Origin of the sequence: uncultured Schumannella sp. (assembly GCF_905479755.1) — a bacterium.
GTDB lineage: Bacteria > Actinomycetota > Actinomycetes > Actinomycetales > Microbacteriaceae > DCRR01.
In genome coordinates, this window is the sequence record NZ_CAJQNT010000029.1 from 1 (window position 1) to 25913 (window position 25913).

The 25913-nt window shown below is 67.8% G+C and carries 24 protein-coding genes and 1 other RNA gene; 12 read left to right on the forward strand and 13 right to left on the reverse strand.

Annotated elements, in window-relative coordinates:
* On the forward strand, positions 1-1026 hold a 1026-nt coding region (sucB, locus tag QZ258_RS08370), incomplete at its 5' end, for a 2-oxoglutarate dehydrogenase, E2 component, dihydrolipoamide succinyltransferase (RefSeq protein ID WP_294180506.1).
* Here the strand turns inward: sucB and QZ258_RS08375 are convergent.
* Positions 1023-2582, reverse strand: coding sequence for a protein kinase (locus QZ258_RS08375; protein ID WP_294180508.1), 1560 nt, complete (start codon positions 2580-2582; stop codon positions 1023-1025). The two genes, sucB and QZ258_RS08375, sit on opposite strands and share 4 nt — an antisense overlap.
* A 138-nt stretch (positions 2583-2720) precedes the next feature.
* Between QZ258_RS08375 and lipB the strand changes: the two genes are divergently transcribed.
* From lipB to QZ258_RS08390, 3 genes are all read left to right on the forward strand, one after another.
* Positions 2721-3371 carry a lipoyl(octanoyl) transferase LipB gene (gene lipB / locus QZ258_RS08380; RefSeq protein ID WP_294180510.1) on the forward strand — a complete coding sequence of 217 codons (651 nt, stop codon included), beginning with the start codon at positions 2721-2723 and terminating at the stop codon, positions 3369-3371.
* Positions 3368-4384, forward strand: coding sequence for a lipoyl synthase (lipA, locus tag QZ258_RS08385; protein ID WP_294180512.1), 1017 nt, complete (start codon positions 3368-3370; stop codon positions 4382-4384). Before lipB ends, lipA begins: the two co-directional genes overlap by 4 nt.
* Positions 4385-4522: 138 nt before the next feature.
* Positions 4523-5224: a DUF4191 domain-containing protein gene (locus QZ258_RS08390; RefSeq protein WP_294180515.1), complete on the forward strand. Its 702-nt coding sequence runs from the start codon at positions 4523-4525 to the stop codon at positions 5222-5224.
* 64 nt (positions 5225-5288) lie between these two features.
* Here QZ258_RS08390 and QZ258_RS08395 read toward each other — a convergent pair whose 3' ends face one another.
* A complete protein-coding gene (locus tag QZ258_RS08395) occupies positions 5289-5702 on the reverse strand; it encodes an RDD family protein (RefSeq protein WP_294180517.1) in 414 nt (137 codons plus the stop codon).
* A gap of 150 nt (positions 5703-5852) precedes the next feature.
* Between QZ258_RS08395 and glnA the strand changes: the two genes are divergently transcribed.
* The 3 genes from glnA (at position 5853) to QZ258_RS08410 (ending at position 9406) form a co-directional block, all read left to right on the forward strand.
* Positions 5853-7277 carry a type I glutamate--ammonia ligase gene (glnA, locus tag QZ258_RS08400; protein ID WP_294180647.1) on the forward strand — a complete coding sequence of 475 codons (1425 nt, stop codon included), beginning with the start codon at positions 5853-5855 and terminating at the stop codon, positions 7275-7277.
* Positions 7278-7410: 133 nt separating this feature from the next.
* The gene (locus tag QZ258_RS08405) at positions 7411-8571 is read left to right on the forward strand and encodes a mandelate racemase/muconate lactonizing enzyme family protein (RefSeq protein WP_294180520.1); all 1161 of its coding nucleotides are present in this window, start codon (positions 7411-7413) and stop codon (positions 8569-8571) included.
* A gap of 73 nt (positions 8572-8644) precedes the next feature.
* Positions 8645-9406: a FadR/GntR family transcriptional regulator gene (locus QZ258_RS08410; RefSeq protein WP_294180522.1), complete on the forward strand. Its 762-nt coding sequence runs from the start codon at positions 8645-8647 to the stop codon at positions 9404-9406.
* Between the two features lie 79 nt (positions 9407-9485).
* On the opposite strand, the gene QZ258_RS08415 is transcribed toward QZ258_RS08410, so the two are convergent.
* The 5 genes from QZ258_RS08415 to QZ258_RS08435 all read right to left on the reverse strand — a co-directional run bounded on the left by QZ258_RS08415 (position 9486) and on the right by QZ258_RS08435 (position 17192).
* Positions 9486-10409, reverse strand: coding sequence for a carbohydrate ABC transporter permease (locus QZ258_RS08415; protein ID WP_294180524.1), 924 nt, complete (start codon positions 10407-10409; stop codon positions 9486-9488).
* Positions 10396-11325, reverse strand: a complete 930-nt coding sequence (locus QZ258_RS08420) for a carbohydrate ABC transporter permease (RefSeq protein ID WP_294180526.1) — start codon at positions 11323-11325, stop codon at positions 10396-10398. The genes QZ258_RS08415 and QZ258_RS08420 overlap by 14 nt, the downstream gene beginning before the upstream one ends.
* Positions 11326-11364: 39 nt before the next feature.
* Positions 11365-12723, reverse strand: a complete 1359-nt coding sequence (locus QZ258_RS08425) for an ABC transporter substrate-binding protein (RefSeq protein WP_294180528.1) — start codon at positions 12721-12723, stop codon at positions 11365-11367.
* A gap of 176 nt (positions 12724-12899) precedes the next feature.
* Entirely contained in the window at positions 12900-15821 is a 2922-nt protein-coding gene (locus QZ258_RS08430; protein ID WP_294180532.1) for a bifunctional [glutamine synthetase] adenylyltransferase/[glutamine synthetase]-adenylyl-L-tyrosine phosphorylase, read from the reverse strand.
* 33 nt (positions 15822-15854) lie between these two features.
* Positions 15855-17192 carry a glutamine synthetase family protein gene (locus QZ258_RS08435; RefSeq protein ID WP_294180534.1) on the reverse strand — a complete coding sequence of 446 codons (1338 nt, stop codon included), beginning with the start codon at positions 17190-17192 and terminating at the stop codon, positions 15855-15857.
* Positions 17193-17228: 36 nt separating this feature from the next.
* On the opposite strand from QZ258_RS08435, the gene QZ258_RS08440 reads away from it, so the two are divergent.
* Positions 17229-18959, forward strand: coding sequence for an NAD+ synthase (locus QZ258_RS08440; protein WP_294180540.1), 1731 nt, complete (start codon positions 17229-17231; stop codon positions 18957-18959).
* A gap of 49 nt (positions 18960-19008) precedes the next feature.
* Positions 19009-19824 carry a 3-methyl-2-oxobutanoate hydroxymethyltransferase gene (panB, locus tag QZ258_RS08445; protein ID WP_294180542.1) on the forward strand — a complete coding sequence of 272 codons (816 nt, stop codon included), beginning with the start codon at positions 19009-19011 and terminating at the stop codon, positions 19822-19824.
* Here the strand turns inward: panB and QZ258_RS08450 are convergent, their stop codons facing one another.
* A complete protein-coding gene (locus tag QZ258_RS08450; protein ID WP_294180545.1) occupies positions 19825-20010 on the reverse strand; it encodes a methionine aminopeptidase in 186 nt (61 codons plus the stop codon).
* 93 nt (positions 20011-20103) lie between these two features.
* Between QZ258_RS08450 and map the strand changes: the two genes are divergently transcribed.
* Together map and ppgK are read left to right on the forward strand one after the other, a co-directional pair.
* Positions 20104-20988, forward strand: a complete 885-nt coding sequence (gene map, locus QZ258_RS08455) for a type I methionyl aminopeptidase (protein ID WP_294180548.1) — start codon at positions 20104-20106, stop codon at positions 20986-20988.
* A gap of 15 nt (positions 20989-21003) precedes the next feature.
* Positions 21004-21762: a polyphosphate--glucose phosphotransferase gene (gene ppgK / locus QZ258_RS08460; RefSeq protein WP_294180550.1), complete on the forward strand. Its 759-nt coding sequence runs from the start codon at positions 21004-21006 to the stop codon at positions 21760-21762.
* A gap of 33 nt (positions 21763-21795) precedes the next feature.
* Here ppgK and QZ258_RS08465 read toward each other — a convergent pair whose 3' ends face one another.
* A complete protein-coding gene (locus tag QZ258_RS08465; protein ID WP_294180553.1) occupies positions 21796-22893 on the reverse strand; it encodes an acyl-CoA desaturase in 1098 nt (365 codons plus the stop codon).
* 330 nt (positions 22894-23223) lie between these two features.
* Here QZ258_RS08465 and QZ258_RS08470 point away from each other — a divergent pair, with 330 nt between their 5' ends.
* A complete protein-coding gene (locus QZ258_RS08470; RefSeq protein ID WP_294180555.1) occupies positions 23224-23427 on the forward strand; it encodes a cold-shock protein in 204 nt (67 codons plus the stop codon).
* A 77-nt stretch (positions 23428-23504) separates the two neighbouring features.
* Here QZ258_RS08470 and rnpB read toward each other — a convergent pair.
* The 4 genes from rnpB to QZ258_RS08490 form a co-directional block, all read right to left on the reverse strand.
* Positions 23505-23874: RNase P RNA component class A (gene rnpB / locus QZ258_RS08475), an RNA gene on the reverse strand.
* 21 nt (positions 23875-23895) lie between these two features.
* Positions 23896-24333 (reverse strand): reverse transcriptase-like protein, encoded by a 438-nt coding sequence (locus tag QZ258_RS08480; RefSeq protein ID WP_363182236.1) that lies wholly within the window; start codon positions 24331-24333, stop codon positions 23896-23898.
* Positions 24330-25070 (reverse strand): zinc ribbon domain-containing protein, encoded by a 741-nt coding sequence (locus tag QZ258_RS08485; protein ID WP_294180557.1) that lies wholly within the window; start codon positions 25068-25070, stop codon positions 24330-24332. The genes QZ258_RS08480 and QZ258_RS08485 overlap by 4 nt, the downstream gene beginning before the upstream one ends.
* 13 nt (positions 25071-25083) lie before the next feature.
* Positions 25084-25902 (reverse strand): Nif3-like dinuclear metal center hexameric protein, encoded by an 819-nt coding sequence (locus QZ258_RS08490; protein ID WP_294180559.1) that lies wholly within the window; start codon positions 25900-25902, stop codon positions 25084-25086.
* Positions 25903-25913: the final 11 nt, after the last annotated feature.

Here is a 25913-nt window from a genome sequence, read left to right on the forward strand (position 1 = left end):
CCGGCCGCCGCTCCGGCACCGGCCGCTCCCGCGCCTGCCGCCACTGCTCCGGCTCCGGCCGCCGCTCCGGCGCCTGCCGCGGCCCCCGCTGCTCCGGCGGCCGCTCCCGCCGCGGCAGCCAGCCACGCCGGCTACGTGACGCCGATCGTGCGCAAGCTCGCGAACGAGCGTGGCGTCGACCTGTCGACCGTCTCCGGAACGGGCGTCGGCGGACGCATCCGCAAGCAGGACATCCTCGACGCGACCCCGGCCACGCCCGCCGCGGCACCGGCGGGAACCCCGGCACCGGTCGAGGTGCTCGAGGTTTCGCCGCTGCGCGGCACCACGGTGCCGATGTCGCGACTTCGCAAGGTCGTTGCCGAACGCGCCGTGCTGTCGATGCAGTCGATGGCGCAGCTCACCACCGTCGTCGAGGTCGACGTCACGCGCGTCGCCGCCTACCGCGACCAGGTGAAGGCCGACTTCCTGTCGAAGACCGGGGTGAAGCTGAGCTTCCTGCCGTTCTTCACTCTCGCGGCGGCGGAGGCGCTCAAGGCGTTCCCGATCATCAACGCGACGGTCGAGGGCGACAGCATCGTGTACCCGGACCACGAAAACATCAGCATCGCGGTCGACACCGAACGCGGACTGCTGACCCCGGTGGTGCGCAACGCGAGTGAACTGACGCTCGCGCAGCTCGCCCAGGAGATCGCCGATCTCGCCGAGCGCACCCGCGACAACAAGCTGAAGCCCGACGAGCTGGCGGGCGGCACGTTCACCGTCACGAACACGGGCTCGCGCGGCGCGCTGTTCGACACCCCGGTCGTGTTCCTGCCGCAGGTCGCGATCCTCGGAACCGGCATCGTCGTCAAGAAGCCCGTCGTCGTCAGCGACAACGGTCTCGACGCGATCTCGATCCGTTCGACCGTGTACCTCGCGCTCTCCTACGATCACCGGATCGTCGACGGCGCCGACGCGGCGCGCTTCCTGACCACGGTCAAGAAGCGCCTCGAAGGCGGCAACTTCGCGGGAGTCCTCGGCGTCTAGTCCGGACTCGTCGCGAGATACTCGCGAACCCGCCACCCGGCCTCGCCCTTCATCAGAAGGAGCGAGGCCGCGGTGTTGTCGGCCCCGAGTCGGACAAGCGCCGTCCCGCCGAGCCGTTCCACCACGACCCACGCCGCGACGTCGGAGCTGTGCTGCCACGCCGCCGACGTGGCCTCGCCGCCAGACTGGATCGCCCGGATCGCCGCCCGGTCGTGCTCCATCGCCGCTGACCCTGGTTGAAACACTTGGTCGAGGCAGAGAATCGACAGCTCGGCAAGGCATCGCTCTCGAGCGGTGACCAACGCGCTCGCGGCGGCGACCGGGTCGTCCCCGTCGAGCACGGATGCGGCCGCCGCATCCGAGTCCGCGCCCGCGTCGTCGTGCGCCGTCGCGGTGGCCCCCGGTACCTCACGGGCGTCGCTCAGCTCCGGTGCGGGCTCCGCGCCGCCGGCGGGAACCCCGAACACGCCGACCGTGACGACCAGCCCGGCTGCGGCGAGGGCCACCACCGTGCGTCGGCTGCGCGGGCTGCGGCTCTGCCACGAACGTGCCGCACGCGCGAGAGCGTCCCCGAAGGGATGCGCGCGAGACGCGTCGACGACGCCGCGCCATCCGTTCGGCAACGTGGCCTCGAGGCCGTGACGGTCGAGCAACTCGCGCACGCGATCCGGGAGAACTCCCACCACGAGCGACCAGACGGGGCTCGGCGCTGAGGCGTCCCCGACCTGACCAGCCGACCCGTCCACCTCACTGCCACGCGCGGGCACCAGCTGCCGCGCTGACGGTGAACGCCCGTCACGATCGGACCGCCCTCGAACGGCATCGAGCGAGTCGGACGGCGCAACGGGATCCTCCCGGCGCAGTGGCGCAGCAGCGGCGAAATCGAAGAGCTCGCTCTCGCAAACCTCGAACAGGTCCTCGTCGGCGCACGCGTCGATCCGAGCCCACAGCTGATCCCGCGCCCGCGCCAGTTCGGGATCGGTCAGCCGAGCCACGCGCGAGACCAGCGCCCGCACGGCACGTCGATCGGCGTGCACCCCGGGCTCGCGCTCCCGGGCCACCTCCGCCGCGTTCGCCTCAAACATCGTCGCCGCACCCCACCCGATGAGCCGCGGCTCCCCGCTCGCGCTGAGCGCGATGTGATCGTCTCCGATCGCCCCGTGGGCGAGCCCGGCGTCGTGGAGCCGCGCCACTGTCGCGATCACCGGGGCCAACAGCGTCACCACCTCCCCCGCGTCGAGTCGCGCACGACGTCGAAGCAGTTCGGCGAGCGTGCCGCCGTGGCAGCGCTCGAGCACCAGGCATCCCCGGTCGCCGTCCGATTCCGAGGCGGTGGTCGCCGCATCCAGGAGACGAACCACGTGCGGTCCGGCGGCGCTGTGCAGCGCGGATGCCTCCCGCACCGTCCGCTCGATCGCGTCGGTGCCGGAGCGGACCTTCAAGACCACCACACCGGTCTCGTCCTGGTGGCCGAGCGCGAGCGTGACCCGACCGCGGCGCGCAAGCGTGCGCGTCACTCGAAAGCCCGCGATCACATCCGGTTCCACGACTGTCACGTCAGAAGTGTGAGGCGCGCGGCGCGCGCCGCGAGCCACCGAAAGCGATCTCGTGGAGGGCGCCCGGCCGGAGCCTCGGCGGAGGACGCGTGCCTCGCCCCGTCGGCGTGGACGGGGCGCTCTGCGTAGACTGGGCGCATGGTCGACTTTGTCGACGCGGGGCTAAGCGCCAACTCCGTGTCGTATTCGACGGCCCTCGAACGTCAACGTGCCCTGCACGCTGACGTCGCGAGTGGTCGGGCGCCGGACACCGTTCTCCTTCTCGAGCATCCCAGCGTCTACACCGCCGGGAAACGCACCGAACCCCACGAACGCCCCACCGACGGCACCCCGGTCATCGACGTCGACCGCGGCGGCAAGATCACCTGGCACGGCCCGGGTCAGCTGGTCGGCTACCCGATTCTGCGACTCCGCGATCCGATCGACGTGGTCGCCTACGTGCGACGTCTCGAAGGCATGCTCATCGCGGTGCTGGCCGAACTCGGAATCGCCGGAGAACGCGTCGACGGACGGAGCGGTGTCTGGCTCCGCGGCGCCGACAAGATCGCCGCGATCGGCATCCGTGTCGCCGACGGCGTCACCATGCACGGCTTCGCCCTCAACTGCAGCAACTCCTTCGACGCGTACCGCTCGATCATCGCGTGCGGCATTCGCGAGGCCGGCGTGACGAGCATCTCGCGCGAACTCGGGCGCGCCGTGACCCCCGAGGATGTCGTGCCGATCGTCACACGGATCTTCGAATCGCATCTCGCCGACAGCCTCACCTCGACCGAAACGGTGACCGCATGACCCTCAGCGACACTCACGCCACCGAGCCCGCGGGCCGCAAAATGCTGCGTCTCGAGGTGCGAAACGCCTCCGTTCCGATCGAACGCAAACCCGAATGGATCAAGACCCGGGCCAAGATGGGCCCCGAATACACGGCGTTGCAGAGCCTCGTCAAAGACGAAGACCTGCACACCGTGTGCCAGGAAGCCGGATGCCCCAACATCTACGAGTGCTGGGAAGACCGGGAAGCGACCTTCCTCATCGGCGGCAGCCAGTGCACACGCCGGTGCGACTTCTGTCAGATCGACACCGGCAAGCCCGCCGACTATGACACCGATGAGCCGCGCCGCGTGGCCGAGTCAGTCGTCAAGATGGGCCTGCGCTACGCCACCGTGACGGGCGTCGCCCGCGATGATCTTCCCGACGAGGGCGCGTGGTTGCACGCCGAGACGGTGCGCGCGATCCACGCCGCCAACCCCGGCACCGGGGTCGAGATCCTGGCGACCGACTTCTCGGGCAACCCGGATCTTCTCGGCGAAGTCTTCTCGTCGAGGCCCGAAGTCTTCGCCCACAACGTCGAGACGGTGCCTCGGATCTTCAAGCGCATCCGTCCCGCATTCCGCTACGAGCGCTCGCTCGACGTCATCAGCCAAGCGCGTCGGGCGGGACTCATCACCAAGTCGAACCTCATTCTCGGGATGGGTGAGGAGCCGCACGAGGTGACCGAGGCGCTTCGGGACCTGCACGACGCCGGCTGCGACATCATCACCATCACCCAGTATCTGCGGCCCACGCCTCGGCACCTTCCGGTCGCCCGCTGGGTCAAGCCGGATGAGTTCGTCGAGTTCAAGACCCAGGCCGAAGAGATCGGGTTCCTGGGGGTGCTCGCCGGGCCGCTCGTGCGCTCCAGCTATCGCGCCGGACGCCTGTGGGCGCGGTCGATGAAGGCGAAAGGCTGGGAGGTGCCGGCGCAGCTGCAGCACCTCGCGGATGCCGCCGCCACCGAATCCGGCTTCGCCCAGGCGGTGTCCTGAGTCGCTCCGCTGCCGACGCCTTGCGTCTTGAGTAGCGACGACGTCGTGTATCGAAAGGCGCTCCCGCGCGCCCCGACGAACCTGCGCATCGCGACCACGTTGTTCGAAGCACCCGCCAAGGCCCGTATCCTAGATTTCATGGCCCGTACCTCCAGCCCCGCGAAAGAACCCGGTCGCCTCAAGCAGATGTGGCAGGTGTTCAAGATGACCCGCCGCTACGACGGCAACATCGTCTGGATGCTGATCCTCGCGCTGATCGCGCCGATCGGCGCCGCGATCGTCATCTCGATCCTGTTCTCGAGCGACAACATCATCGGCATCATCTTGTACAACATCTCCGGTGTGCTCGGCGGTGTGCTGCTGGTCCTGATCGTGCTGGGGCGACGCGCCGAACGGGCCGCGTTCTCACAGATCGAGGGTCAGGCCGGTGCCGTGGGTGCCGTGCTCAAGAGTTCGCTGCGACGCAGCTGGATCGGCAGCGAGATGCCGATCAACGTCAGCCCGCGCACCCAGGATGCCGTCTACCGTGCCGTCGGCAAGGGCGGCGTCGTGCTGATCGGCGAGGGGCCGCGCTCGCGCACCCAGCCGATGCTCGACAAGGAGCGCGCCAACGTCGCACGCATCCTCCCCAACGTCACCGTGACGCTCATGTATGTCGGGCCCGACCCGGAGTCGACGCCGTTGCACAAGATCGTGCCGAGCCTCTCGCGCCTCAAGCGCGTGCTGCGTCGCGACGAGGTCACCGCGGTCTCGAACCGCCTCGCCTCGCTGAGCCGCAACTCGCTGCCGATTCCCAAGGGCATGGATCCGACCAAGGTCCGCGCCCCCCGCCCGCGCTAACCCGCCCGCGCCCCCGCACTCCCGCACCCCCGCGCCTCCGCGCGCCGGGGCGCTGGGGCGGGGGTTAGGTGCGGACGAGGAGGGTGCCGGCGGCGACGTCGTGCATCCCGCGCTGGTTCTTGTCCCAGATCAGCGCCGGGATCGCGAGACACAGCAGGAGCGTGCGCACGAGCGGTCGCCACACTCCGAGCGCTCCCCCGGCGATCGGAACGACGCGCATCCCGAGCATCAGATGACCGAGGCCACCACCGAAGAAGATCTGGAACACGATCTGCAGCACCGCGAAGATTCCGAGCGTCACGAAGGGATCGGTCTGCCAGTCGCCGGGCGAGAAGAACGCGAGCGACAATAGCGTCGCGAGTGCCCAGTCGATCGCGAGCGCCGCGGCACGGCGCCCCAATCGGGCCACCGATCGGCGACCCGTTTCGGGCAACCCCAGCGCTCGTCCTGGCCAGTTCTCGGCGGCTCCTGTACTCACTCCTCGAGCCTACGCGTCAGCGCCGCCGTAACATGCCGGAAACAATTGTGTCATGGTAGAGAAACCCCTTCGGCCTAGGGTCGGAGGCAGGCTGCAGCTGCAGTCTCAACCGTTCCACGGCCCTTGGAGTCATTCCCTATGTCCAGCCCTCTGTTCAGCGACTCGTCTGAGGTCCTGAAGTTCATCAAGGACACGGATGTCAAGTTCATCGACATCCGGTTCACCGACCTTCCGGGCATCCAGCAGCACCTGACCATTCCCGCAGACACCGTCGACGAAGACTTCTTCACCGTCGGTCAGATGTTCGACGGTTCGTCGATCCGCGGATTCCAGTCGATCCACGAGTCGGACCTCCAGCTCGTTCCCGACATCTCGACCGCGTACATCGACCCCTTCCGCGTCGCGCGCACGCTCATCATCGTTTTCGACATCTACAACCCGCGCAACGGCGAGATCTACAGCCGTGACCCGCGTCAGGTTGCCAAGAAGGCCGAGAAGTACATCGCCTCGACCGGCATCGCCGACACCGCGTACTTCGCGCCCGAGGCGGAGTTCTACATCTTCGACGACGTGCGCTACGAGGTGAAGCAGAACAAGAGCTTCTACGAGGTCGACTCCGACGAAGCTGCCTGGAACACCGGCCGCGAAGAAGAGGGCGGCAACCTCGCCAACAAGACCCCGTACAAGGCGGGCTACTTCCCCGTCTCGCCGGTCGACAAGCACGCCGACCTTCGCGACGACATCATGCTCAAGCTCATCGAGACGGGCTTCGAGGTCGAGCGCGGCCACCACGAGGTCGGCACCGCCGGCCAGGGTGAGATCAACTACAAGTTCGACACCATGGTTCACGCCGGTGACGACATCCTGAAGTTCAAGTACATCGTCAAGAACACGGCGCTCGAGTGGGGCAAGGTCGCGACCTTCATGCCCAAGCCGCTCATGGGCGACAACGGTTCGGGGATGCACACCCACCAGTCGCTGTGGAACGACGGCAAGCCGCTGTTCTACGACGAGCAGGGCTACGGCGGACTGTCGGACATCGCGCGCTGGTACATCGGCGGCATCCTCAAGCACGGTTCGGCGATCGCCGCGTTCACCAACCCGACGGTGAACTCGTACCACCGCCTGATCCCGGGCTTCGAGGCCCCGGTCAACCTGGTGTACTCGGCCGGTAACCGCTCCGCGTCGGTGCGCATCCCGATCACGGGCACCAACCCGAAGGCCAAGCGCATCGAGTTCCGCGCGCCGGACGCCTCGGGCAACCCGTACCTGGCCTTCGCGGCGCAGCTCATGGCCGGCATCGACGGCATCAAGAACAAGATCGAGCCGCACGAGCCCGTCGACAAGGACCTCTACGAGCTTCCGCCCGAGGAGGCGGCGGGCATCCCGAAGATGCCCGGCTCGCTCGAGGAGGCCCTCGCGGCGCTCGAGGCCGACCACGACTTCCTCCTCGAGGGTGGCGTGTTCACGAAGGACCTCATCGAGACCTGGATCGACTACAAGCGCGAGAAGGAGCTGCTCCCCTTCGCGCAGCGTCCGCACCCGTACGAGTACGAGCTGTACTTCGGGGTCTGATCTCTCGCAACACCGGCAACGGGCCGTTCTCCTTCGGGAGGGCGGCCCGTTCCGCGTTTCCGCGCCCCGTCGCACTCGAACATATGATGTATGCTGTTTAGCGCGAGCGACGCTCGCCTGAACGTCAAGGGCGATGATGAAGATCACGGGATTCCACACCCTCACCAGCTACCAGGACTGGGAGCGGCCGATCGGCGACGCCAATGGCGTCATCGAGTCCGGCATCACCGAGGTGCCGATCGTCGTGCTGGAGACCGACGAAGGCGTCAGCGGATACGCGACCGGCTCCGTCCACGACATTGACCGGATTTTCCCGGCACTCGAGGGTCAGGACCCGCGGGGGGTCGTCGGCCTCTACGACCGGATGCTCGGCCGTCTGTTCAAGTCCGGACACGGCGGCGCAACCTTCGGCGGGCTCGGCACCCTCGACACGGCGCTGTGGGATCTCAAGGCGAAGATCGCCCAGGAGCCCCTCTGGCGACTCCTCGGCGCACACGATCGCTACGTGGCCGGCTACGCTTCGGGGCTCGACATCGCGCTCAACGACGACGAACTCGCGGCCTTCTACCGCTCGCTCGCGGAACGCGGATTCAGCAGCGGCAAGCTGAAGGGCGGGCGGGACGTCGCGACCGATCTCCGGCGGCTGCGGATCATCGCGGACGAACTTCGCGCGAACAGCGCCTCCCCCGCGCTCATGCTCGACGCCAACGAGACCTGGAACGTCAAGCAGGCCGTCCGCTATCTACACACTGTCGAAGAGAGCATCGAGCTCACCTGGATCGAAGAACCACTGAGCCGCTGGGACGCGGCGGGACATGCACGTTTGTCGAGTGCGATCCGCGCCGGCGTCGCCACCGGTGAGAACCTCACCGGCCTCGAACAGTACCGACCCCTCTTGGATGCCGGTGCCGTCGACGTCGTCCAGGCAGGCGCGGTGTGGGGCGTTACGCACTTCTTGCGGGTCTCCGCTGCGGCACACAGCCGCGACCTCCCCATGAGCCCGGTCGGACTCAGCGCCAACCCCGCCGTCACGCACGCGGCGGCGGCGATCCCGAACCACCTGGCGGCCGAGGTTCAGCACCTGGGCACGCCGATCGGTATCTCCCTCGACCAGGAGTTCGCCGATGGCGGCATCGTCCTCGGCGATGAGCCCGGCTCCGGCATTCGCGTGGACGAAGCGGCGATCATCGCCCTCACCACGAATGGCGGAACGTGGCAGACGCCGACCGGCCCGCACATCAGGTCGGGCCGTGCAGGCCTCTCGCTCGTGGCCGACTCCCCGAGGTCGCGTTAGAGGCGAGCACACGGGTGCGTCGCACCCGGCTCCGCCTCCGCACCGCCTCGGCCGCGCCGAATACACTGACAGCATGACCGAACCCGCGACGCAGACGAACGCGCTCGGCGGGGTCTCTCGGAGAGTTCCGGCGGCCCGGCTCGGCGTCGCCGTCGTGAAAGACCTCGTCACGGCGATCGTGACGGGCCAGGTCGAACCCGGCGAGATCCTCCCCCCGGAGGCCGTGCTCAGTGAGACCTTCGGCGTCAGCCGCACGGTCCTCCGCGAGTCGGTCAAACGCGTCGAGGAAAAGGGAATGCTCACCGTCGCCCAGGGGCGCGGGACGCGAGTGAATCCGCCGTCCTCGTGGAACGTGCTCGACCCGGTAGTGCTCGCAGCGCTCCTGGAAAACGACGACACCTTGGGCGTGCTCGACGAGCTCGCGATCGTCCGCGGCGCGCTCGAGGGGTCGATGTCGGCCGCGGCGGCCGAGCGACGCACCCCTGACCGCTCGGCGGAACTGGCGCAGGCGTTCGCTCGGATGGCCGAGACGGTGTCCGACATCGAAGCGTTCGCCGAGGCCGACGCCGCGTTCCACTACGTCGTCATGGAGCAGTCCGAGAACCGTCTCGCTGCCAACATCACGCGGATTCTGTTCACACGCGCCCTGGAAACCAACCGTTTCGTCGGCGCGGCCCGTCTCGATTCTCTCTCCGTCACGCTGGACGAGCACCGAGCGGTGTTCGAGGCAATCGAGCGCGGCGACGCCGACGGCGCCGATCGTGCAATGCGAGACCACATCGAACGCGCCTGGCGTCGCCGCCGACTTCCCAGCCGGCGCGACGACGCATCCTGAACCGCTGAACCGCTGAACCAACGGGTTTCGCGGTCGCACCTCGTCGCCGGCGGGTCGTCGGGCGCCCGCCTTGTCGCGGTCAGCCCTTCGTGCCGCCTGCAGTCATGCCCGTCACAAGGAAACGCTGCGAGAACAGGAAGACGATCAGCACCGGTGCGACCGACAGCAGCGTCGCCAGCGCCAGCACGGGCAGGTCGATCGTGGTCGATGCGGCGCTCGTCGGATTGAACTGCGGCACGTTCGCCAAGAGCTCCGCGATGCCCACCTGAATGGGCGCGGCTCGCCCGGGCACCGTCACGAACGGGAGGAAGTAGTTCGTCCAGTTGCCGGTGAACGAGAAGAACCCGACCAGGGCAACCACCGGGGTGGCGAGCGGAAGGGCAACCTGCCCGAACACCCGCAACTCACTCGCTCCATCGATGCGCGCGGCATCGAGCAGGTCTCGTGAGATCGTCGTCGAGAAGTAGATGTACGTCAGATAGACGCCGAACGGGAAGAACGAGAACGGCAGGATCACCGCGAGCGGGGAGCCGATGAGTCGTACGGCCGACAGCTCGAGGAAGACCGGGAGCACCAGCGCCGTGTTCGGAATGAGCATGACGACCAGAGTCGTCACGAGCAGCAGATGCCGACCACGGAATTCGGTCAACGCGAGCGCGTAGCCCGCAGGGATGCTGATCACGAGGGTGATCACGAGGGCGGCGGTGGCGTAGAAGGCCGAGTTGCCGAGCCACGTCCAGACCAAGCCGTTCTGGTAGGTCATCAAGCTCTCCCAGTTCGCGGCGAACTGGTCGAGCGTTCCCACCGAGAACGGGTTCTCGAGCAGAAGCTGCCGACCGTCCTTGCTTGGTGCGATGAGCAACCATGCGATCGGGACGATGAAGAACAGCGAGAAGAAGACGACCACGGCCGCCGCGAGTGCGCGACCGAGGAACACCGACGGGGTGATCGGACGCAGGCGACCCGCGCGAGCGAGTTGCCGGGTGCGGTTATTCGCGTTCAAAGAGACCACCTCGGAAGACAAAGAAAACGCTCAGGCCGAGTGCAACGACGAGGAGCACGAGCGAGATCGCTGCGGAGCCGTTGAAGTCGTTCTGGCGGAAGGCGTAGAGGAAGGCGAGCTGGTTGAGCGAGTAGTCCTGCGTGACCACGCCCTTGCTCGCTTGGGCGAGCACACGCGGCTCGACGAAGAGCTGGGTACCGGCGGCGAGCGACAGGATCGCCATGTACGAGATCCACTTGCGCAGCAGCGGGATCTGGATGTGCCACGCCGTATTGATGGGGCCAGCACCGTCTATGCGCGCTGCCTCCATCACCTCGTCGCTGATGTTATTGAGCGCGCCGTACATGATGACGATCCAGCCGCCGGCGCCCGTCCAGAACGCGATGATCGCGAGGACGATGTGGAGCGTGTCGGTCTGCACGACCTGCACGAAGGACTCTTTGCCGAACGCTTCGAGAATGAACGAGACGGGGCTCACGGCGGGATCCAGCACGAACAGCCAGAGCAGCACGCTGGAGGCACCCGCGAGCGCACCCGGGATGTAGAACAGGAATCGGGACGTCGTCGAGAGCCACCGGATGCGGATCGCATGCACGATCAGCGCGAGCAGCACGACGAAGACGATGAGGCACGCGAGCCACACGACCACGAAGAGCGCCACGTGGCCAACTGCGGGCAAGAAACGGTAGTCGGCGAACACCCGGACGAAGTTGTCGAAGCCGACGAAGGCGCCGTTCTTGGTGAAGGCGAGGAACAGCGCGTACACGGCCGGGCCGACGCCGAACGCGAGGAGGAAGATCGTGTACCCGCTCGAGAAGATGGTGCCCATTCGAGCCTGGGCGCGGGCCGGCGCGGGTCGCGAGCCGGCCCGCTGCCGCCCCCGAGTGGAGGCGGCAGCGGCGGTTGTGGAGCTCATGAAAGCATCTTTCAGGTGTGGAGCGGATGACGCGAGGACTTAGCCGATCGTGTAGCCGACGGTCTGCGCCTCGTTCTTCATCTCCTGCTCCCAGTCAGCGGAGAGCTCAGCGATCGTCTTTCCTTCGGCGAGGCCCGGAACGATGACCTTGGCGTAGGCGGTCTCCGGCGAGAAGTTCGGGAAGCCCCAGCCGGTCCACACGGTCGCCGCAGCGGTGCTCATCGCCCCCTCGAAGTCGCCCGCGAAGAAGCCGCTCTCTGCCTGGCCCGACAGCCACGCCGCGGCCGCCGAGTCGTAGGCCGGAAGGCCGCCGGTTCCCGCGGTCTCCTCGTCCGAGACGATGAACTGCATGAACGTCTTCACCGCGTCGAGGTTGGCGGAGTGACTCGAGGCGTACCACATGCCTCCACCGATGTTGCCGGTGACCTCGGCGCCGTCTTCCCAGACGAGCGGCGCAGCAGCGCCCCACTCGCCGGGCTCGGCACCCACGTTGTCGGGATTCTGGAAGAGCGCACCGCTGTACCAGGCGGCGCCCGGGATCGCGAGCAGCTTGTCGGACTGCGTGACGAACTCCGCGCTGAACAGGCTGTCCTGAATGAGAGTCCCATTCGCGACCATGTTGTCGAGCATCGTGGTCACCTTGACCGAGTTCGGGTCCGACAGGTCGGAACCGAAGCTGTCACCGTCGACCGTGAAGATCGGCGCCTCGCCCGCCCAGTAGTAGACGTAGGGACCGACGAACGAGTCACCGATCGAGCCGAGGAAGTACCCCGGGTGTTCGGCGGCGAGCATCTCGCCGAGGGCCTCGTACTCTTCCCAGGTGGTGGGAACCTCGTAGCCGAACTCCGCGAACAGTGCGGCGTTGTACCAGAACAGCACCGGCGCCAGGTCGTTGCGGAGGCCGTACACGGTTCCGTCGACGGTGGCGGGCTCGAGCGCACCGGCGGTGAAGCCGTCGAGGAAGTCGTCATCGAGGAAGCCCTGGTTGAGCGGAGCCGCGAAGGCCTGCTGGCCCGCGTTCGGCTGCGACGCCCACGACGCGTCGTTGGCCTGCGAGGAGAACACCACGTCCGGCCATCCGTCGCCCGCTTGGTCGGCGAGGGCGATCTTGGTCTGGAAGGTGCCCGAGGCGCCGGCGGAACCGTCGTCGACGACGAGGTCGATCTCGATCTCCGGATGCGCCGCTTGGAACGCCTCGACGGCGGGCTGACGCGTCGCGTCGACCCAGATCGTGATCGGGCTGTCGGCGATCTGCTCGACGGTGGCGAAGCCGTACTCCGGGTTGATCTCACCGGTGCCGGTTCCGGCGCACCCGGCGAGCAGGCCGAGGCTCGCTACGGCTGCCCCCACGAGGAGGGCACGAGATGCACGGACGGGGGTGCGTTGCTGTGTGGCCATGTCACGGGCCTTTCTGGTCGACTTCTTTGACGACGCGCCGCCCCGGTTGGACGGGCAAGCCAAGTAGATCATACGTGTGATGTTTTAGCAATGTGCGTGCGCGGATGGGGCGCGGTCGCGCCGAGTTGCCGCGTGCGAACCCGACGACACGGACGAGCGCGCACACGCCGAGAGCACTAGTGGATGCCGTAGAAGCCGCGCTCGAACACCTGACGCGCGAGGCGGGTGAGGCGCAAATAGTCCTCTTCCAGTTGCGACGCGGAGTAGCGCGGATACTCCATCAGTCGCGCCACGCCCTCGAGCGATCGACGGTCGCTCGGCAGCACATCCGCCGTCTTGGCGGTCCAGAGCGTCATCGCCGACCGAGCCCGCGACGCGATCAGCCAGGCATCGCGCAAACGCGCGGCATCCGAGGTGGACACCAGGTCGGCATCAACCGCGGCCTGCAGAGCCCCCAGCGTCGAGGTTGTGCGGAGCTCCGGCACGCCCGCGGCATGCTGCAACTGCAGCAGCTGCACGAACCACTCGACGTCGCTCAAGGAGCCGCGCCCGAGCTTCAGGTGGCGCGCAGGGTCGGCCCCCTGTGGGAGCCGCTCCGACTCCACCCGCGCCTTGATGCGCTTCACCTCGCGGACATCCGCATCCGAGATCTGCTCCGGATAGCGCACCTCGTCGGCGAGGGCTTCGAACTCGGCCAACAGCCCAGCGTCGCCGACGGCGCCGCGCGCCCGCAGCAGCGCCTGCGCCTCCCAGGTGAGCGACCAGCGCTCGTAGTACGCCCGGTAGGAGTCGAGCGATCGCACGAGCGGGCCGTTCTTGCCTTCGGGCCGCAGGTCGATGTCGAGATCCAGCGGAAGACGCAAATCTTGGCTGAGCTGGGACAGCTCGCGCACGATCGCCTCGGCGCGCTTCTGCGCCTCCTCCGGCTCGACGCCGGCGGGCCGGTAGACGTAGAGGATGTCGGCGTCGCTGCTGAAGCCGAGCTCCTGTCCCCCGTAGCGCCCCATCGCGATGATGGCGAATTCGATGCCGTCGCCATAGCGGTGCGCAATGCCGAGCATGCCGGTGAGGATGGCATCGGTCACGTCACTGAGCGCACGTCCGAGCTCCTGAACGGAGATCACCCCGAGCACGCCCGCGAGCGCGAGTCGCAGCACCTCGCGGCGGCGAGCGATGTGCAGCGCCGACTTCGCCCCGTCGGGGTCGTCGCGGTGCCGCGAGTTGATCGCCGCGGTCTCCTCCAACAGCGCCTCGCGGGAGCGCGGACGCAGCTCCTCGTCCTTCTCCAGCCAGGCCGCCGCCTCCGGGATGCGTTCGAACAGCCCGCCGATGAACCGCGAGCTGGACAGCGCGTGGGTGAGCCGCTCGGCGGCACCGGACGAGTCGCGCAGCATGCGCAGGTACCAGTACGCCTCCCCCAGCTGCTCGCTGAGGTTGCGGAAGGTCAGCAGGCCGTAGTCGGGATCAGCGCCATCGGAGAACCACTGCAGCATGACCGGCAGCAGCGTGCGCTGGATCGCGGCGCGGCGCGACACCCCTCCGCTCAGTGCCGCGATGTGCCGCAGCGCCCCGTCGGGGTCGACGAAACCGATCGCGGCAAGTCGGGCGGATGCCTGCGCGCTGGTGAGGGACGTCCCCTCCTCGGGGAGCGCCGCCACCGCCGCCAAGAGCGGACGATAGAAGAGTCGCTCGTGAAGCGACCTCACCGAGGCCTTGACCTTCTGCCACTCGCCGAGCAGATCGTTTGCCGACGTGCCGATCCCCGCCGAGCGGGCCAGCACGCGCAGCACTCCCTCATCCCGAGGCATCAGATGCGTGCGACGCAGTCGAGACAACTGGATGCGGTGTTCAACCACCCGAAGGAAGCGATAGTCGCGCGAGAACTCGGCCGCCTCCGCGCGTCCGATGTATCCGCGCTCGGACAGACCCCGCAGCGCGCCCAGAGTCGACCGATCGCGCACCAGGCCGTCGTTCGCCCCGTGCACCAGTTGGAGGAGCTGCACGGTGAACTCGATGTCGCGCAGGCCGCCCGGGCCGAGCTTGAGCTGGATGTCGACCTCGTCGCGCGGGATGTGCGCGGTCACCCGTTCGCGCATGCGCTGAACCGACTCGACGAAGCCGTCCCGCGCCGCGCTCGTCCAGACGAGCGGCCCGATGCTGCCGAGATACCGTTCTCCGAGCGCGGGGTCGCCCGCGAGCGGGCGCGCCTTCAACAGCGCCTGGAACTCCCAGTTCTTGGCCCAGCGCTCGTAGTAGGCCAGGTGCGACTCGACCGTGCGCACGAGCGCGCCATCCTTGCCCTCGGGGCGCAAATTCGCGTCGACCTCCCAGAGCATCGGCTCGAGCGCCAGATCCTGGATTCCTCGCATCGTCTCCGCCGCCAGGAAAGTCGCGATCTCGATCGCCCGCCCATCCGGCAGCTGCTCGGAGTCAACGCTCTCCCCGACGAAAATCACGTCGACATCGCTCAAATAGTTGAGCTCGCGGGCTCCCGACTTGCCCATGCCGATGATCGCCAGGCGGGTCAGCTCGATCTGGTCGGCGGGGAATCGTGACGTGCGCCGCGCCACCGCGAGCGACGCGTCGAGCGCCGCACCGGCGAGATCCGCCAACGATGCCGCGACCTGGTCGACGGCGGTGAGCGCGTCGGCCTGGTCAAGATCCCACGCGGCCAACCGCACCAGTTCACGGCGGTAGGCGACGCGAAGCGCGTTCCAGCCGTCCTCGCCCGCCAATCCTTCGACCGCCTGGCCAATCGCGCGACGCGCCTCCTCGGGGCTGAGAACCTCGGTCAACGGGTCGAGCAGGGCATCCAACTGCTCGGGATGCCGCACCAGGAACTCGAACAGCCCCTCCGATGCGCCCGCCAAGAGCAACAGCCTCCGGCGCCCGCCGACATCGTCGAGCACGCGCGCGAGGCGCTCCGGGGCGCGCTCATGCAGTGTCAGGACGCCGCGCAACGCCAGATCGGAATCCGCGCTGACCGAAAACGAGTCCGCGAGACCCGACGGCAGACCTTCGAGGGCGCCGTGGGCCCAATCCAACTCGACGAAACCGAGTCGCGCGAGTTGGGTGAGAGTCAGACTGGCACGCGTCATGGCAACTCCGTCGCCGCCCCGGGGCGGCGACCGTTAGAGAATTTCGAGGTTGTTCTGCAGCTCGTAGGGCGTCACCTGGGCGCGATAGCCGGCCCAATCGCGACGCTTGTTGAGCAGCACGAACTCGAACACCTGCTCGCCGAGCGTCTCCGCCACGAGTTCGCTGCGCTCCATCAATCGCACCGCGTGATCGAGGCTCGCCGGGAGCGACTCGTAGCCGAGCGCACGGCGCTCGGTGTTCGTCATGTTCCAGACATCGCCCTCGGCCTCGGGGGGAAGCTCGTAGCCCTGCTCGATGCCCTTGAGCCCCGCCGCCAACAGCAGCGAGTAGGCGAGGTAGGGGTTCGCCGCCGAGTCGATGCCGCGATACTCGACGCGCGCGCTCTGACCCTTTCCGGGCTTGTACATCGGCACCCGGACCAGCGCCGAGCGGTTGTTGTGACCCCAGGTCACGTAGCTCGGGGCCTCGTCGCCACCCCACAGCCGCTTGTACGAGTTCACGAACTGGTTGGTCACCGCCGTGATCTCGGGGGCGTGAGCGAGCAGACCGGCGATGAACTGCCGGCCGATCGTGGAGAGCTGATACTGCCCGCTCGGGTCGAAGAACGCATTCGTGTCGCCTTCGAACAGCGACATGTGGGTGTGCATTCCGGATCCCGGATGCCCGACGAGCGGCTTGGGCATGAACGTCGCGTAGACGCCCTGATCGATCGCGACCTCCTTGACCACCGTGCGGAAGGTCTGGATGTTATCGGCCATCGTGAGCGCGTCGGCGTACCGCAGGTCGATTTCGTTCTGGCCGGGGCCCGCCTCGTGGTGGCTGAACTCGACCGAGATGCCCAGGTCTTCCAGCATCCGGACGGAGGCGCGTCGGAAGTCGTGCGCGGTGCCGCCGGGAACGTTGTCGAAGTAGCCCGCCGAGTCGACCGGAACGGGCTGACCGTTCTCCAGCTTGTTCGACTTCAGAAGGTAGAACTCGATCTCCGGGTGGGTGTAGAACGAGAACCCGCGATCGGCCGCCGTCGCCAGGGTGCGCTTCAGCACGTTGCGGGGGTCCGCGACGGCCGGTTGCCCATCCGGTGTGCGGATGTCGCAGAACATCCGCGCCGTCGGGTCGACCTCGCCACGCCAGGGCAGGATCTGGAACGTCGTGGGGTCGGGATGCGCCAGCACGTCGGCCTCGTAGGACCGCGTGAGACCTTCGATCGCGGAGCCATCGAATCCGACGCCCTCACTGAAGGCGCCCTCCACCTCGGCGGGTGCGAGTGCGACCGACTTCAAGGTCCCGACGACGTCGGTGAACCAGAGCCTCACAAACTTGACGCCCCGCTCTTCAATGGTGCGGAGAACGAAGTCACGCTGCTTGTCCATGCAGGCCCCTTTCTTGCTCGTCACTAGGCTATCGGTATGCCCCGCCTCCGACTGGCCTTGGCCCAGACCAACCCGATTGTCGGAGACTTTTCCGGCAACATCGTGCACATCCTCGACGCCGCACGACGCGCCTGGGACGCTGGCGCCGACATCCTGGTGACCGGGGAGATGGCGCTCAGCGGCTACCCGATCGAGGATCTGGCTCAGGAGCCGAGTTTTCTGCGCGAGGCGAGCACCGCCGTGCAGACGCTGGCGAGCCGGCTGGTCGAGGAGGGCCTCGGCGAGCTGATCGTCGTCGTCGGTCATCCCGACGGCCCGCACGCGCCGCGGAGCCTCGGCACCTCCAACGCCCCCACCGCGATCGCGCAGAACTGCGCGAGCGTGCTGCAGCACGGCGTGGCGCAGGCGCGCTACGTCAAGCACCATCTGCCGAACTACTCGGTTTTCGACGAGTACCGGATCTTCATCCCCGGCGACGAACTGCTCGTGATGCGCATCCGCGGCGTCGATGTGGCGCTCGTCATCTGCGAAGACCTGTGGCGTGAGGGCGGCCCGGTCAGCCGCGTCCTGGATGCCGACGCCGGCCTGCTGCTGGTGATCAACGCGAGCCCTTTCGAGCGCGACAAGAACGAGGTGCGACTCCCCCTCGTCACGCGCCGGGCCGTGGAGACCGAAACGATCGTCGCCTACGCCAACATCGTCGGCGGTCAGGATGACCTTGTCTTCGACGGCGACAGTGTGATCGTCGACGAGCGCGGCGAGATTCTGGGGCGCGCTCCGCAGTTCCGCGAGCATCTTCTCGTCGTCGATGTCGAGCCGAACGCCGCGACCGACCCCGTCGAGCTGGATCACGTGGCACGGATCGCACTCACGGCCCGGGACACCACACCCGCGCCCTTGGACCCGGATGTGGCCGAATTGCCCGACGCCCACGAGCAGCTCTGGAACGCGCTCGTGCTCGGCCTGCGGGACTACGTCGAGAAGAACGGCTTCCGCACCGTCGTGCTGGGACTGTCGGGCGGCATCGACTCGAGTGTGTGCGCTGCGCTGGCCGCCGATGCGATCGGCGCCGAACGCGTCTTCGGCGTCAGCATGCCCAGTCGCTACAGCTCGGAGCATTCGAAAGACGACGCCGAAGATCTCGCGGAGCGGATCGGGCTGCATTACTCGGTCGAAGCGATCGGGGAGCTCGTCCAGCCGATTGAGACGCAGTTGGGACTCACCGGCACGGCGGCCGAGAACGTGCAGGCGCGCATCCGGGGCATCATCTTGATGGCCGAGTCGAACATGCACGGCCATCTCGTGTTGACCACCGGCAACAAGACGGAACTCGCGGTCGGCTATTCGACGATCTACGGCGACTCCGCGGGTGGCTTCGCCCCGATCAAAGACGTTCCGAAGCTCCTCGTCTGGGAGTTGGCGCGCTGGCGCAACGAGCACGCGCGCGCGATCGGTGAGGTCGAGCCGATTCCGAATAACTCGATCGAAAAACCGCCGAGCGCCGAGCTGCGCCCCGATCAGACCGACCAGGACACGCTGCCGCCCTACGAGGTGCTCGACGCGATCCTCGAGCTGTACGTGAGCGAACGGCTGGGACGGCGCGACGTCGTCGCGCGCGGATTCGATGCCGAAACGGTGAACTTCGTCGCGAACCTGGTCGACCGTTCGGAGTGGAAGCGGCGCCAGGGCGCGATCGGTCCGAAGATCTCCGGCATGGCGTTCGGCCGGGATCGCCGGCTGCCCATCACCTCCCGGCCTGCCGGGTAGCGACGCGGCGCCCCGGCGAACGGGGGAACGCCCGCCCTAGACTGACGGCATGGCAGACGCAGTGGTCAAGAAGGTCCGTACTCGGCATTTCCAGAATGCCAAGGAACAGGGAATCAAGATCACCGGGCTCACCAGCTACGACGTGCTCACGGCGGGGATCTTCGACCGCGCCGGGATCGACTTCCTCTTGGTCGGCGACTCCGCCGGCAACACGGTGCTCGGCTACGACACCACCATTCCGGTGACGATCGACGAGCTGATCCCGTTGACGCGCGGTGTGGTGAGCGCCGTCAAGCGCGCCTTCGTCGTCGCCGACATGCCGTTCGGCTCCTACGAGACTGGGCCCGACGAAGCACTGCACACGGCATTCCGCTTCATGAAGGAGACCGGCGCCCACGCCGTCAAGCTCGAAGGCGGTGAGCGCAGTGCCGAGCAGATCCGCCGCATCGTCTCGGCCGGCATCCCCGTGATGGCGCACATCGGCTTCACCCCGCAGAGCGAGCACCAACTCGGCGGCCACGTGATCCAGGGGCGCGGCGACCGCGCCGATCAGCTGCTCGCCGACGCGCACGCGGTCGAGGCCGCGGGCGCCTTCGCCGTAGTGCTGGAGATGGTGCCGTCGTCCGTCGCCGCGCGCGTCACGAAGGAGCTCTCGATCCCGACGATCAGCGTCGGCGCCGGTCCGCACACCGACGGCCAGCTCCTGGTCTGGACCGATTGGGCGGGGCTCACGACCGGCCGCATCCCCAAGTTCGTCAAGCAGTACGCCAATGTGGCCCAGGTGCTGACGGATGCCGCCACCGCATTCGTCGCGGACGTCACGGCGGGCGCCTACCCGGCCCCCGAGCACGAGTACGAGGAGTAACTAGGCGTCCTCGCCGCGCTCCTCGGCCGCCCAGGCCCGCGCGCGCTCCCGCGCGATTTCGGGCGCGCGCGCCGCCTCGTCGCGGCTCCCGAACGGCCCGTCTCGATCGGATCCGAGCGACTGCGGCCCCTCCTCGACTTCGCCGGTCTTGTGGTTGTACCACCATTGCGTCGTGTGCTCCGTCATGTCCCGACCCTACGCCCGGCTCGAGCCGCGGCGAAGGCCTCGGCCACCTTCGGCGCCGACGGGCACGCCGATCGCGCCCGGTAGACTCGCGGCATGCCTCGGGACAACGCCGGACACCTCGTTCCCGGGGTGGTCTCCCCCGAACGTCGCGTGCCGCGCCACATTTCGCGCCCGGAGTACGTCGGCAAGTCCGGCCCCGCCCCCTTCACCGGTTCGGACGTGTACAGCGCGGCCGAGGTCGAACGCATCCGCACCAGCGGGCGCATCGCGGCCCAGGCGGTCGAGGCCGTCGGCGCGGCGATCCGGCCGGGCGTCACGACCGAAGAACTCGATGTCGTCGCGCACGAGTTCCTGATCGCGCACGACGCCTACCCCTCGACGCTCGGCTACCGCGGCTTCCCGAAATCCTGTTGCACCTCCCTCAATGAGGTGATCTGCCATGGGATTCCGGATGACACCGTGCTCGTCGACGGTGACCTCATCAACATCGATATCACGGCGTTCCACGACGGCATGCACGGCGACCTCAACAAGACTTTTCTTGTCGGGAACGCCGCTGCGGACGTCGTCGACCTCGTCGAGCGGACCCGCGAGGCACTCGCCCGGGGCATCAAGGCGGTCGCTCCCGGCCGCCCGGTCAACGTGATTGGGCGCGCGATCGAGAGCTACGCCAAGCGTTTCGGCTACGGCGTGGTCCGCGACTTCACGGGGCACGGCGTCGGCGCGGCGTTCCACTCCGGCCTCGTGATCCCGCACTATGACGCCGCGCCCGCGCACGACCAGCAGATCGAGGTGGGCATGGTCTTCACGATCGAGCCGATGCTCACGCTCGGCACCGTGGAGCAGCCCGGCCGCATCGCGTGGGACGAATGGGACGACGGCTGGACCGTCGTCACTCGCGATCGCGCCCTGACGGCGCAGTTCGAACACACCCTCGTCGTCACCGAGCGCGGTGCCGACATCTTGACCTTGCCCTAGAAAGGCGATGACCTCATGAGCACTCTCGCGATCGGCGTCGACATCGGCGGTACCGGCATCAAGGGCGCGCTCGTCGACGTCGAGACCGGCGAGCTGGTGAGTGCGCGCGAGAAGATCGCCACGCCGCAGGGCGGCCGCCCCGACGACATTCTCGCCGCGACCGTCGAGCTAGTCTCGCGCTTCGACGCCTCCGCCGACGGCGTGCCGATCGGCGTCACGTTCCCCGCGGTCGTCCGCGATGGCCGCACGATGACGGCGGCCAACGTGTCGAAGGAGTGGGTGGGGCTGAAGGCCGAGGCGCTGTTCGAAAAGGCTCTCGGGCGCGACATCCACTTCGTCAACGACGCCGACGCCGCCGGCTACGCGGAGGCCCGCTACGGGGCGGCCCGGGGCATCCCCGGACTCGTGATCCTCACGACCCTCGGAACCGGCATCGGAAGCGCGTTCCTGTACAACGGCGAGCTCATTCCAAACACCGAACTCGGGCACCTCGAGATCGATGGACGCGTCGCCGAGAAGCGCGCCTCGAATGCGGTGCGCGAGAAGCGTCGGCTCAGCTGGAAGACCTGGTCGAAACGCCTGACACGCTTCTACGGACACGTCGAGTCACTGTTCTCCCCCGACCTGTTCATCGTCGGGGGCGGCGTGAGCAAGCAGCACGCCGAGTTCCTGCCGCTGATCAAGGTCACGACACCGTTGGTGCCGGCGACGCTGCGCAATAACGCCGGCATCCTCGGCGCCGCCGCGCTCGCGGCAAAACCCCGGAGCGCGTAGCGCCCGGGGTTCGTCGCACTCCGACCGCCTGGGTTAGACGCGGCGCAGGTTGCCCAACGCGGGGCAGTTGAACGGGTCACGCGCGTGCAGACCCACCCGGTTCATGTACTGGATGACGTTGATGTAGGAACGCCCGACCGTCTGCTCGGTGTAGTCGATTCCCTCGATTCGGCAGTGCTCGCGCACCATCGCCCGTGCGCGCGCCAGGTGCGGGCGGGCCATGCTCGGGAACAGGTGGTGCTCGACCTGGTGGTTGAGCCCACCGAAGACGACCGTCGCCCAGGTGCCGCCGATGATATTGCGCGAGGTGAGTACCTGCTTGCGCAGGAAGTCGAGCTTCGTGCCGGCGGGAATCACGGGCATGCCGATGTGGTTCGGGGCGAACGCCGCACCCATGTAGAAGCCGAAGACGGCGAGCTGAACGCCGAGGAACGCGAACGCCATCCCGAGCGGCAACACCAGGAACACCGCGGCGACGACGACGGCCAGGCGCGCGACGACGAGGGTGATCTCGAGCCAGCGGCGGTCGACCTTGCCGCGGCCGAAGATGTGGCCGATCGAGTGCACGTGCAAGTTGACGCCCTCAAACGTGAGGAGCGGGAAGAACAGGTAGCCCTGGCGGCGCACGATCGCGGCGCGCCACCCGCGCGTCGCGGCCGCATCCGCGTCGTAGAACGACACGGTGTCGGGATCGATGTCGGGGTCGCGACCGATCTGGTTCGGGTTGCCGTGGTGACGGGTGTGCTTCGTCATCCACCACGAGTAGCTGAGGCCGGCGACGCCGCTCGCGAGGATGCGACCGAGGCGGTCATTGGCCTTGCCCGACTCGAAGACCTGGCGGTGCGACGCCTCGTGACCGAGGAAGGCGAACTGGGTGAACACGATCCCGAGGGCCGCCGCGATCAACAGCTGGAACCAGCTGTCGCCGAGGAGGATGAATCCCGCGATGCAGCCGCCGAGCGCGAGCACGAGCGTCGCGAGCAGGCTCATATAGAACACCCGACTGCGCTGAAGCAGACCCTCCTCACGGATCGACGCCAGAAGCGAGGTGTAGGTGCTCGTCGGGTGAGCTCGGTTCGGGTCGCGACGCGACGTTGAGCGCACCGGTCCGAGGGTAGAGGTTTCCGTCATGGCTGGCCTTCGCAAGTCAATTTCGACTTCTCAGCCGCCGGGGTGAGCGTGTGCTCTCAGATGCTTGATGCTATCGCGACCACCTGCCGATCCCCCGAGAATCGCGCGAGCAACCCCAATCGTTTACGACACCGTGATAAATCCGACATGAAATGTGACTGTCCCTCTGCACGTTCGTGCACTAGCGTGGCTCACGAAGTTGTTGTGTTGCGCAGGATGTGCAGGCAGTGAGGCGCCGTCGGTGCCGTGCCGCCTTCATGAACGCGGAAGAAGAACACCGCGACGGACGGACGCGAAGTACGCGACCGGCAGTTCATGAAGGAAGTCACTATGCCCACCGGCACCGTGAAGTGGTTCAACGCCGAAAAGGGATTCGGGTTCATTACCCCCGATGACGGCAGCCAGGACCTGTTCGCCCACTACTCCGCGATCGAGGCCAAGGGATACCGCAGCCTCGAAGAGGGCCAGCGCGTCGAATTCGACGTCGCTCAGGGCCCGAAGGGGCCCCAGGCCTCGGCCATCAAGCTGGCCTGAGTCTCGCACTCACTCTGAAAAGCGTCGCCCGGTTCGCCGGGCGGCGCTTTTCGCTTGCCCACAGCGGGCGCCTGAGGTGAACGGGTCGACCGATACGCCGGGTTCTGTCGTCGCCCCGAAGGGCTCCGGACGGCCATCTATCTCGGACGTGCGTTGCCGCACATCTCTAGCGGTCTACCCGGGAACTCGGCGAGCCGCCTCAACGTTCCCTGTCTGACCTTGCTCCAGGCGAGGTTTACCCAGCGAGCCCGATCACTCGGGCTCCTGGTGGTCTCTTACACCACCGTTTCACCCTTACCGCGGCCGAAGCCGAGGCGGTCTGCTTTCTGTTGCACTTTCTCGCGGATTGCTCCGGGTGGGTGTTACCCACCGCCCTGCTCTGTGGAGCCCGGACGTTCCTCGGCAGTCGCCCCGAAAGACGCCTGACGCGACCGTCTGGTCGGCCCGTTCACTTCGACAAGGGTACCGCTAGCGACGGAAGTCGCGACGCGAGTCCATGACCTCATTCGCGAGCTTGTCGGCGCGCGAATTCTCGGCTCGCGGAATCCACTCGAACGCCACCGGTGTGCCGGTGAGCACCTGGCGGGCTTCGGCCGCCAGCGCCGCCATGTCGGGATGCTTGATCTTCCACCGACCGGACATCTGTTCCACCACGAGCTTCGAATCCATGCGAACGCGCAGCACCGCCTCCGGGTCCAGCTCGATCGCGGCGCGCACCCCCGCGATCATGCCCTTGTACTCGGCCACGTTGTTGCTCGCGATGCCGACGTAGAGTCCCAGCTCGGCGAGCACCTCCCCCGTTGCGGCATCGATGACGAGCGCGCCGCTCCCGGCCTGCCCGGGGTTGCCGCGCGATCCGCCATCCGCTTCGACGATCAATTCACGGACGCCGCCGCTCGTTGTCACAGCCCGGACTCCGCCGTGCGGATCAGCACGGCGTTCGAATCGGGGCACAACAGCACCGCGTCGGGGGCCGCCGCACGAACCGCGCCGAGATCGGTGGAGTTCAGCGCCACCCCGCTCGCGCTCGAGACGCCGCCGCGCAGCAGCGACGCTCCGACGCCGTAGCGTTCGCGCTGCTTCTCGTAGAGGGCGAGCAGATCTGCCGGAACCTTGCCCGCGACGGTCGCGCGGTTGGCTTCCGCATGCCGCCGGTCCGCGGCGAGGGCGTCGAGAGCCGCATCCCTCGCGGCAACCGCGGTCGCGATGCGCTCGTCGAGCTCGGCCAGTTCGGCGCGGGTGGCCGCCAGTTCGGCGTCGCGCGCCTCCGCTGCCTCCATCACGGCGAGCTCGATGTCCTCGAGGTCGGACTTGCGATTCGCGAGCGCCGCGAGCTCCTGCTCGAAGGCCTGAATGTCTTTGACCGAGCTGCTGGACTGCAAACGTTCCCGGTCGCGCGCGATCCGAGCATCGACCACCTCGACATCGGACTCGGTTCGTCGCAGCTCGAGCTTGGCGTCCTCGGCCGCTCCGGTCTGCTCGATGGCGCGCCGCTGGATCGCCTCACGTGCCGCGGTGAGTTCGGTGACGACGCTCGCCTCCGGCAGGGTCGAGGCGCGATGCGCCAGCTGCTGAAGCTTCGTGTCGAGCGCCTGTAGATCAAGCAGCAGGGCCTGATCCTCGGGGGCTGCCGTCAACGCCATGATTTCTCCTTCATTACACGATCGCAAAGTCCCACGGGTCGGTGCGCACGTCGCTGACGAGCACCTCCACCGTCGGGAGCGCGGCGCGCAGTTGCGCCGCCGCCGTATCCAGCCACAACCACTCGCTCGCCCAGTGCGAGACATCCAACAAAGCAGGCCCGCCGCGAAGCCGCGCAGCTTCGCGCGCCTCGGAGGCAGGGTGGTGGCGCAAGTCACTCGTGATGTAGACGTCCGCCGAGCGGACACTCGGATGAGCCAGGAACGAGTCGCCCGAGCCCGCACACAGCGCGACCGTGGCAACCGGTTGATCGAACTCCCCTGAGGCGCGAACGCCCTGCGCCGTCGCCGGCAGCACGTCGGCGAGAGCTCGCGCGAGAGCGCCGAGCGTCGTCGGCTCGGCCAGGCGCCCGACACGTCCGAGCCCCAGCTCCGCGTCGGCATCCGAAGGCACGATCGGGCGCACCTCGACGAGACCCAGACGCTCGGCAAGAACGGCCGAGGTGCCGCTCGCCACGATGTCGGCGTTCGTGTGGGCCGCGATCAGCGCGCACCCGCCGCGAATCAGACGGGAGACGACGGCACCCTTGTACGTGTCTTCGGCGACGGAGGTGACGCCGCGCAAGAACAGCGGGTGATGTGCGAGCAGCACCTGAGCCCCACCCGCGACGGCCTCGTCGGCGGTCTCGATGACGGCATCGACGGCGAGGAGGATCCGGGTGACCTCGGTCGCCGGATCGCCGGCCAGGAGTCCGGGAGCATCCCAGCCTTCGGCGGAGCCGATCGGCCAGAGCGACTCGACCGCATCCGTGACATCGGCGAGCGTGGGAGGCATCCTCCCAGTCT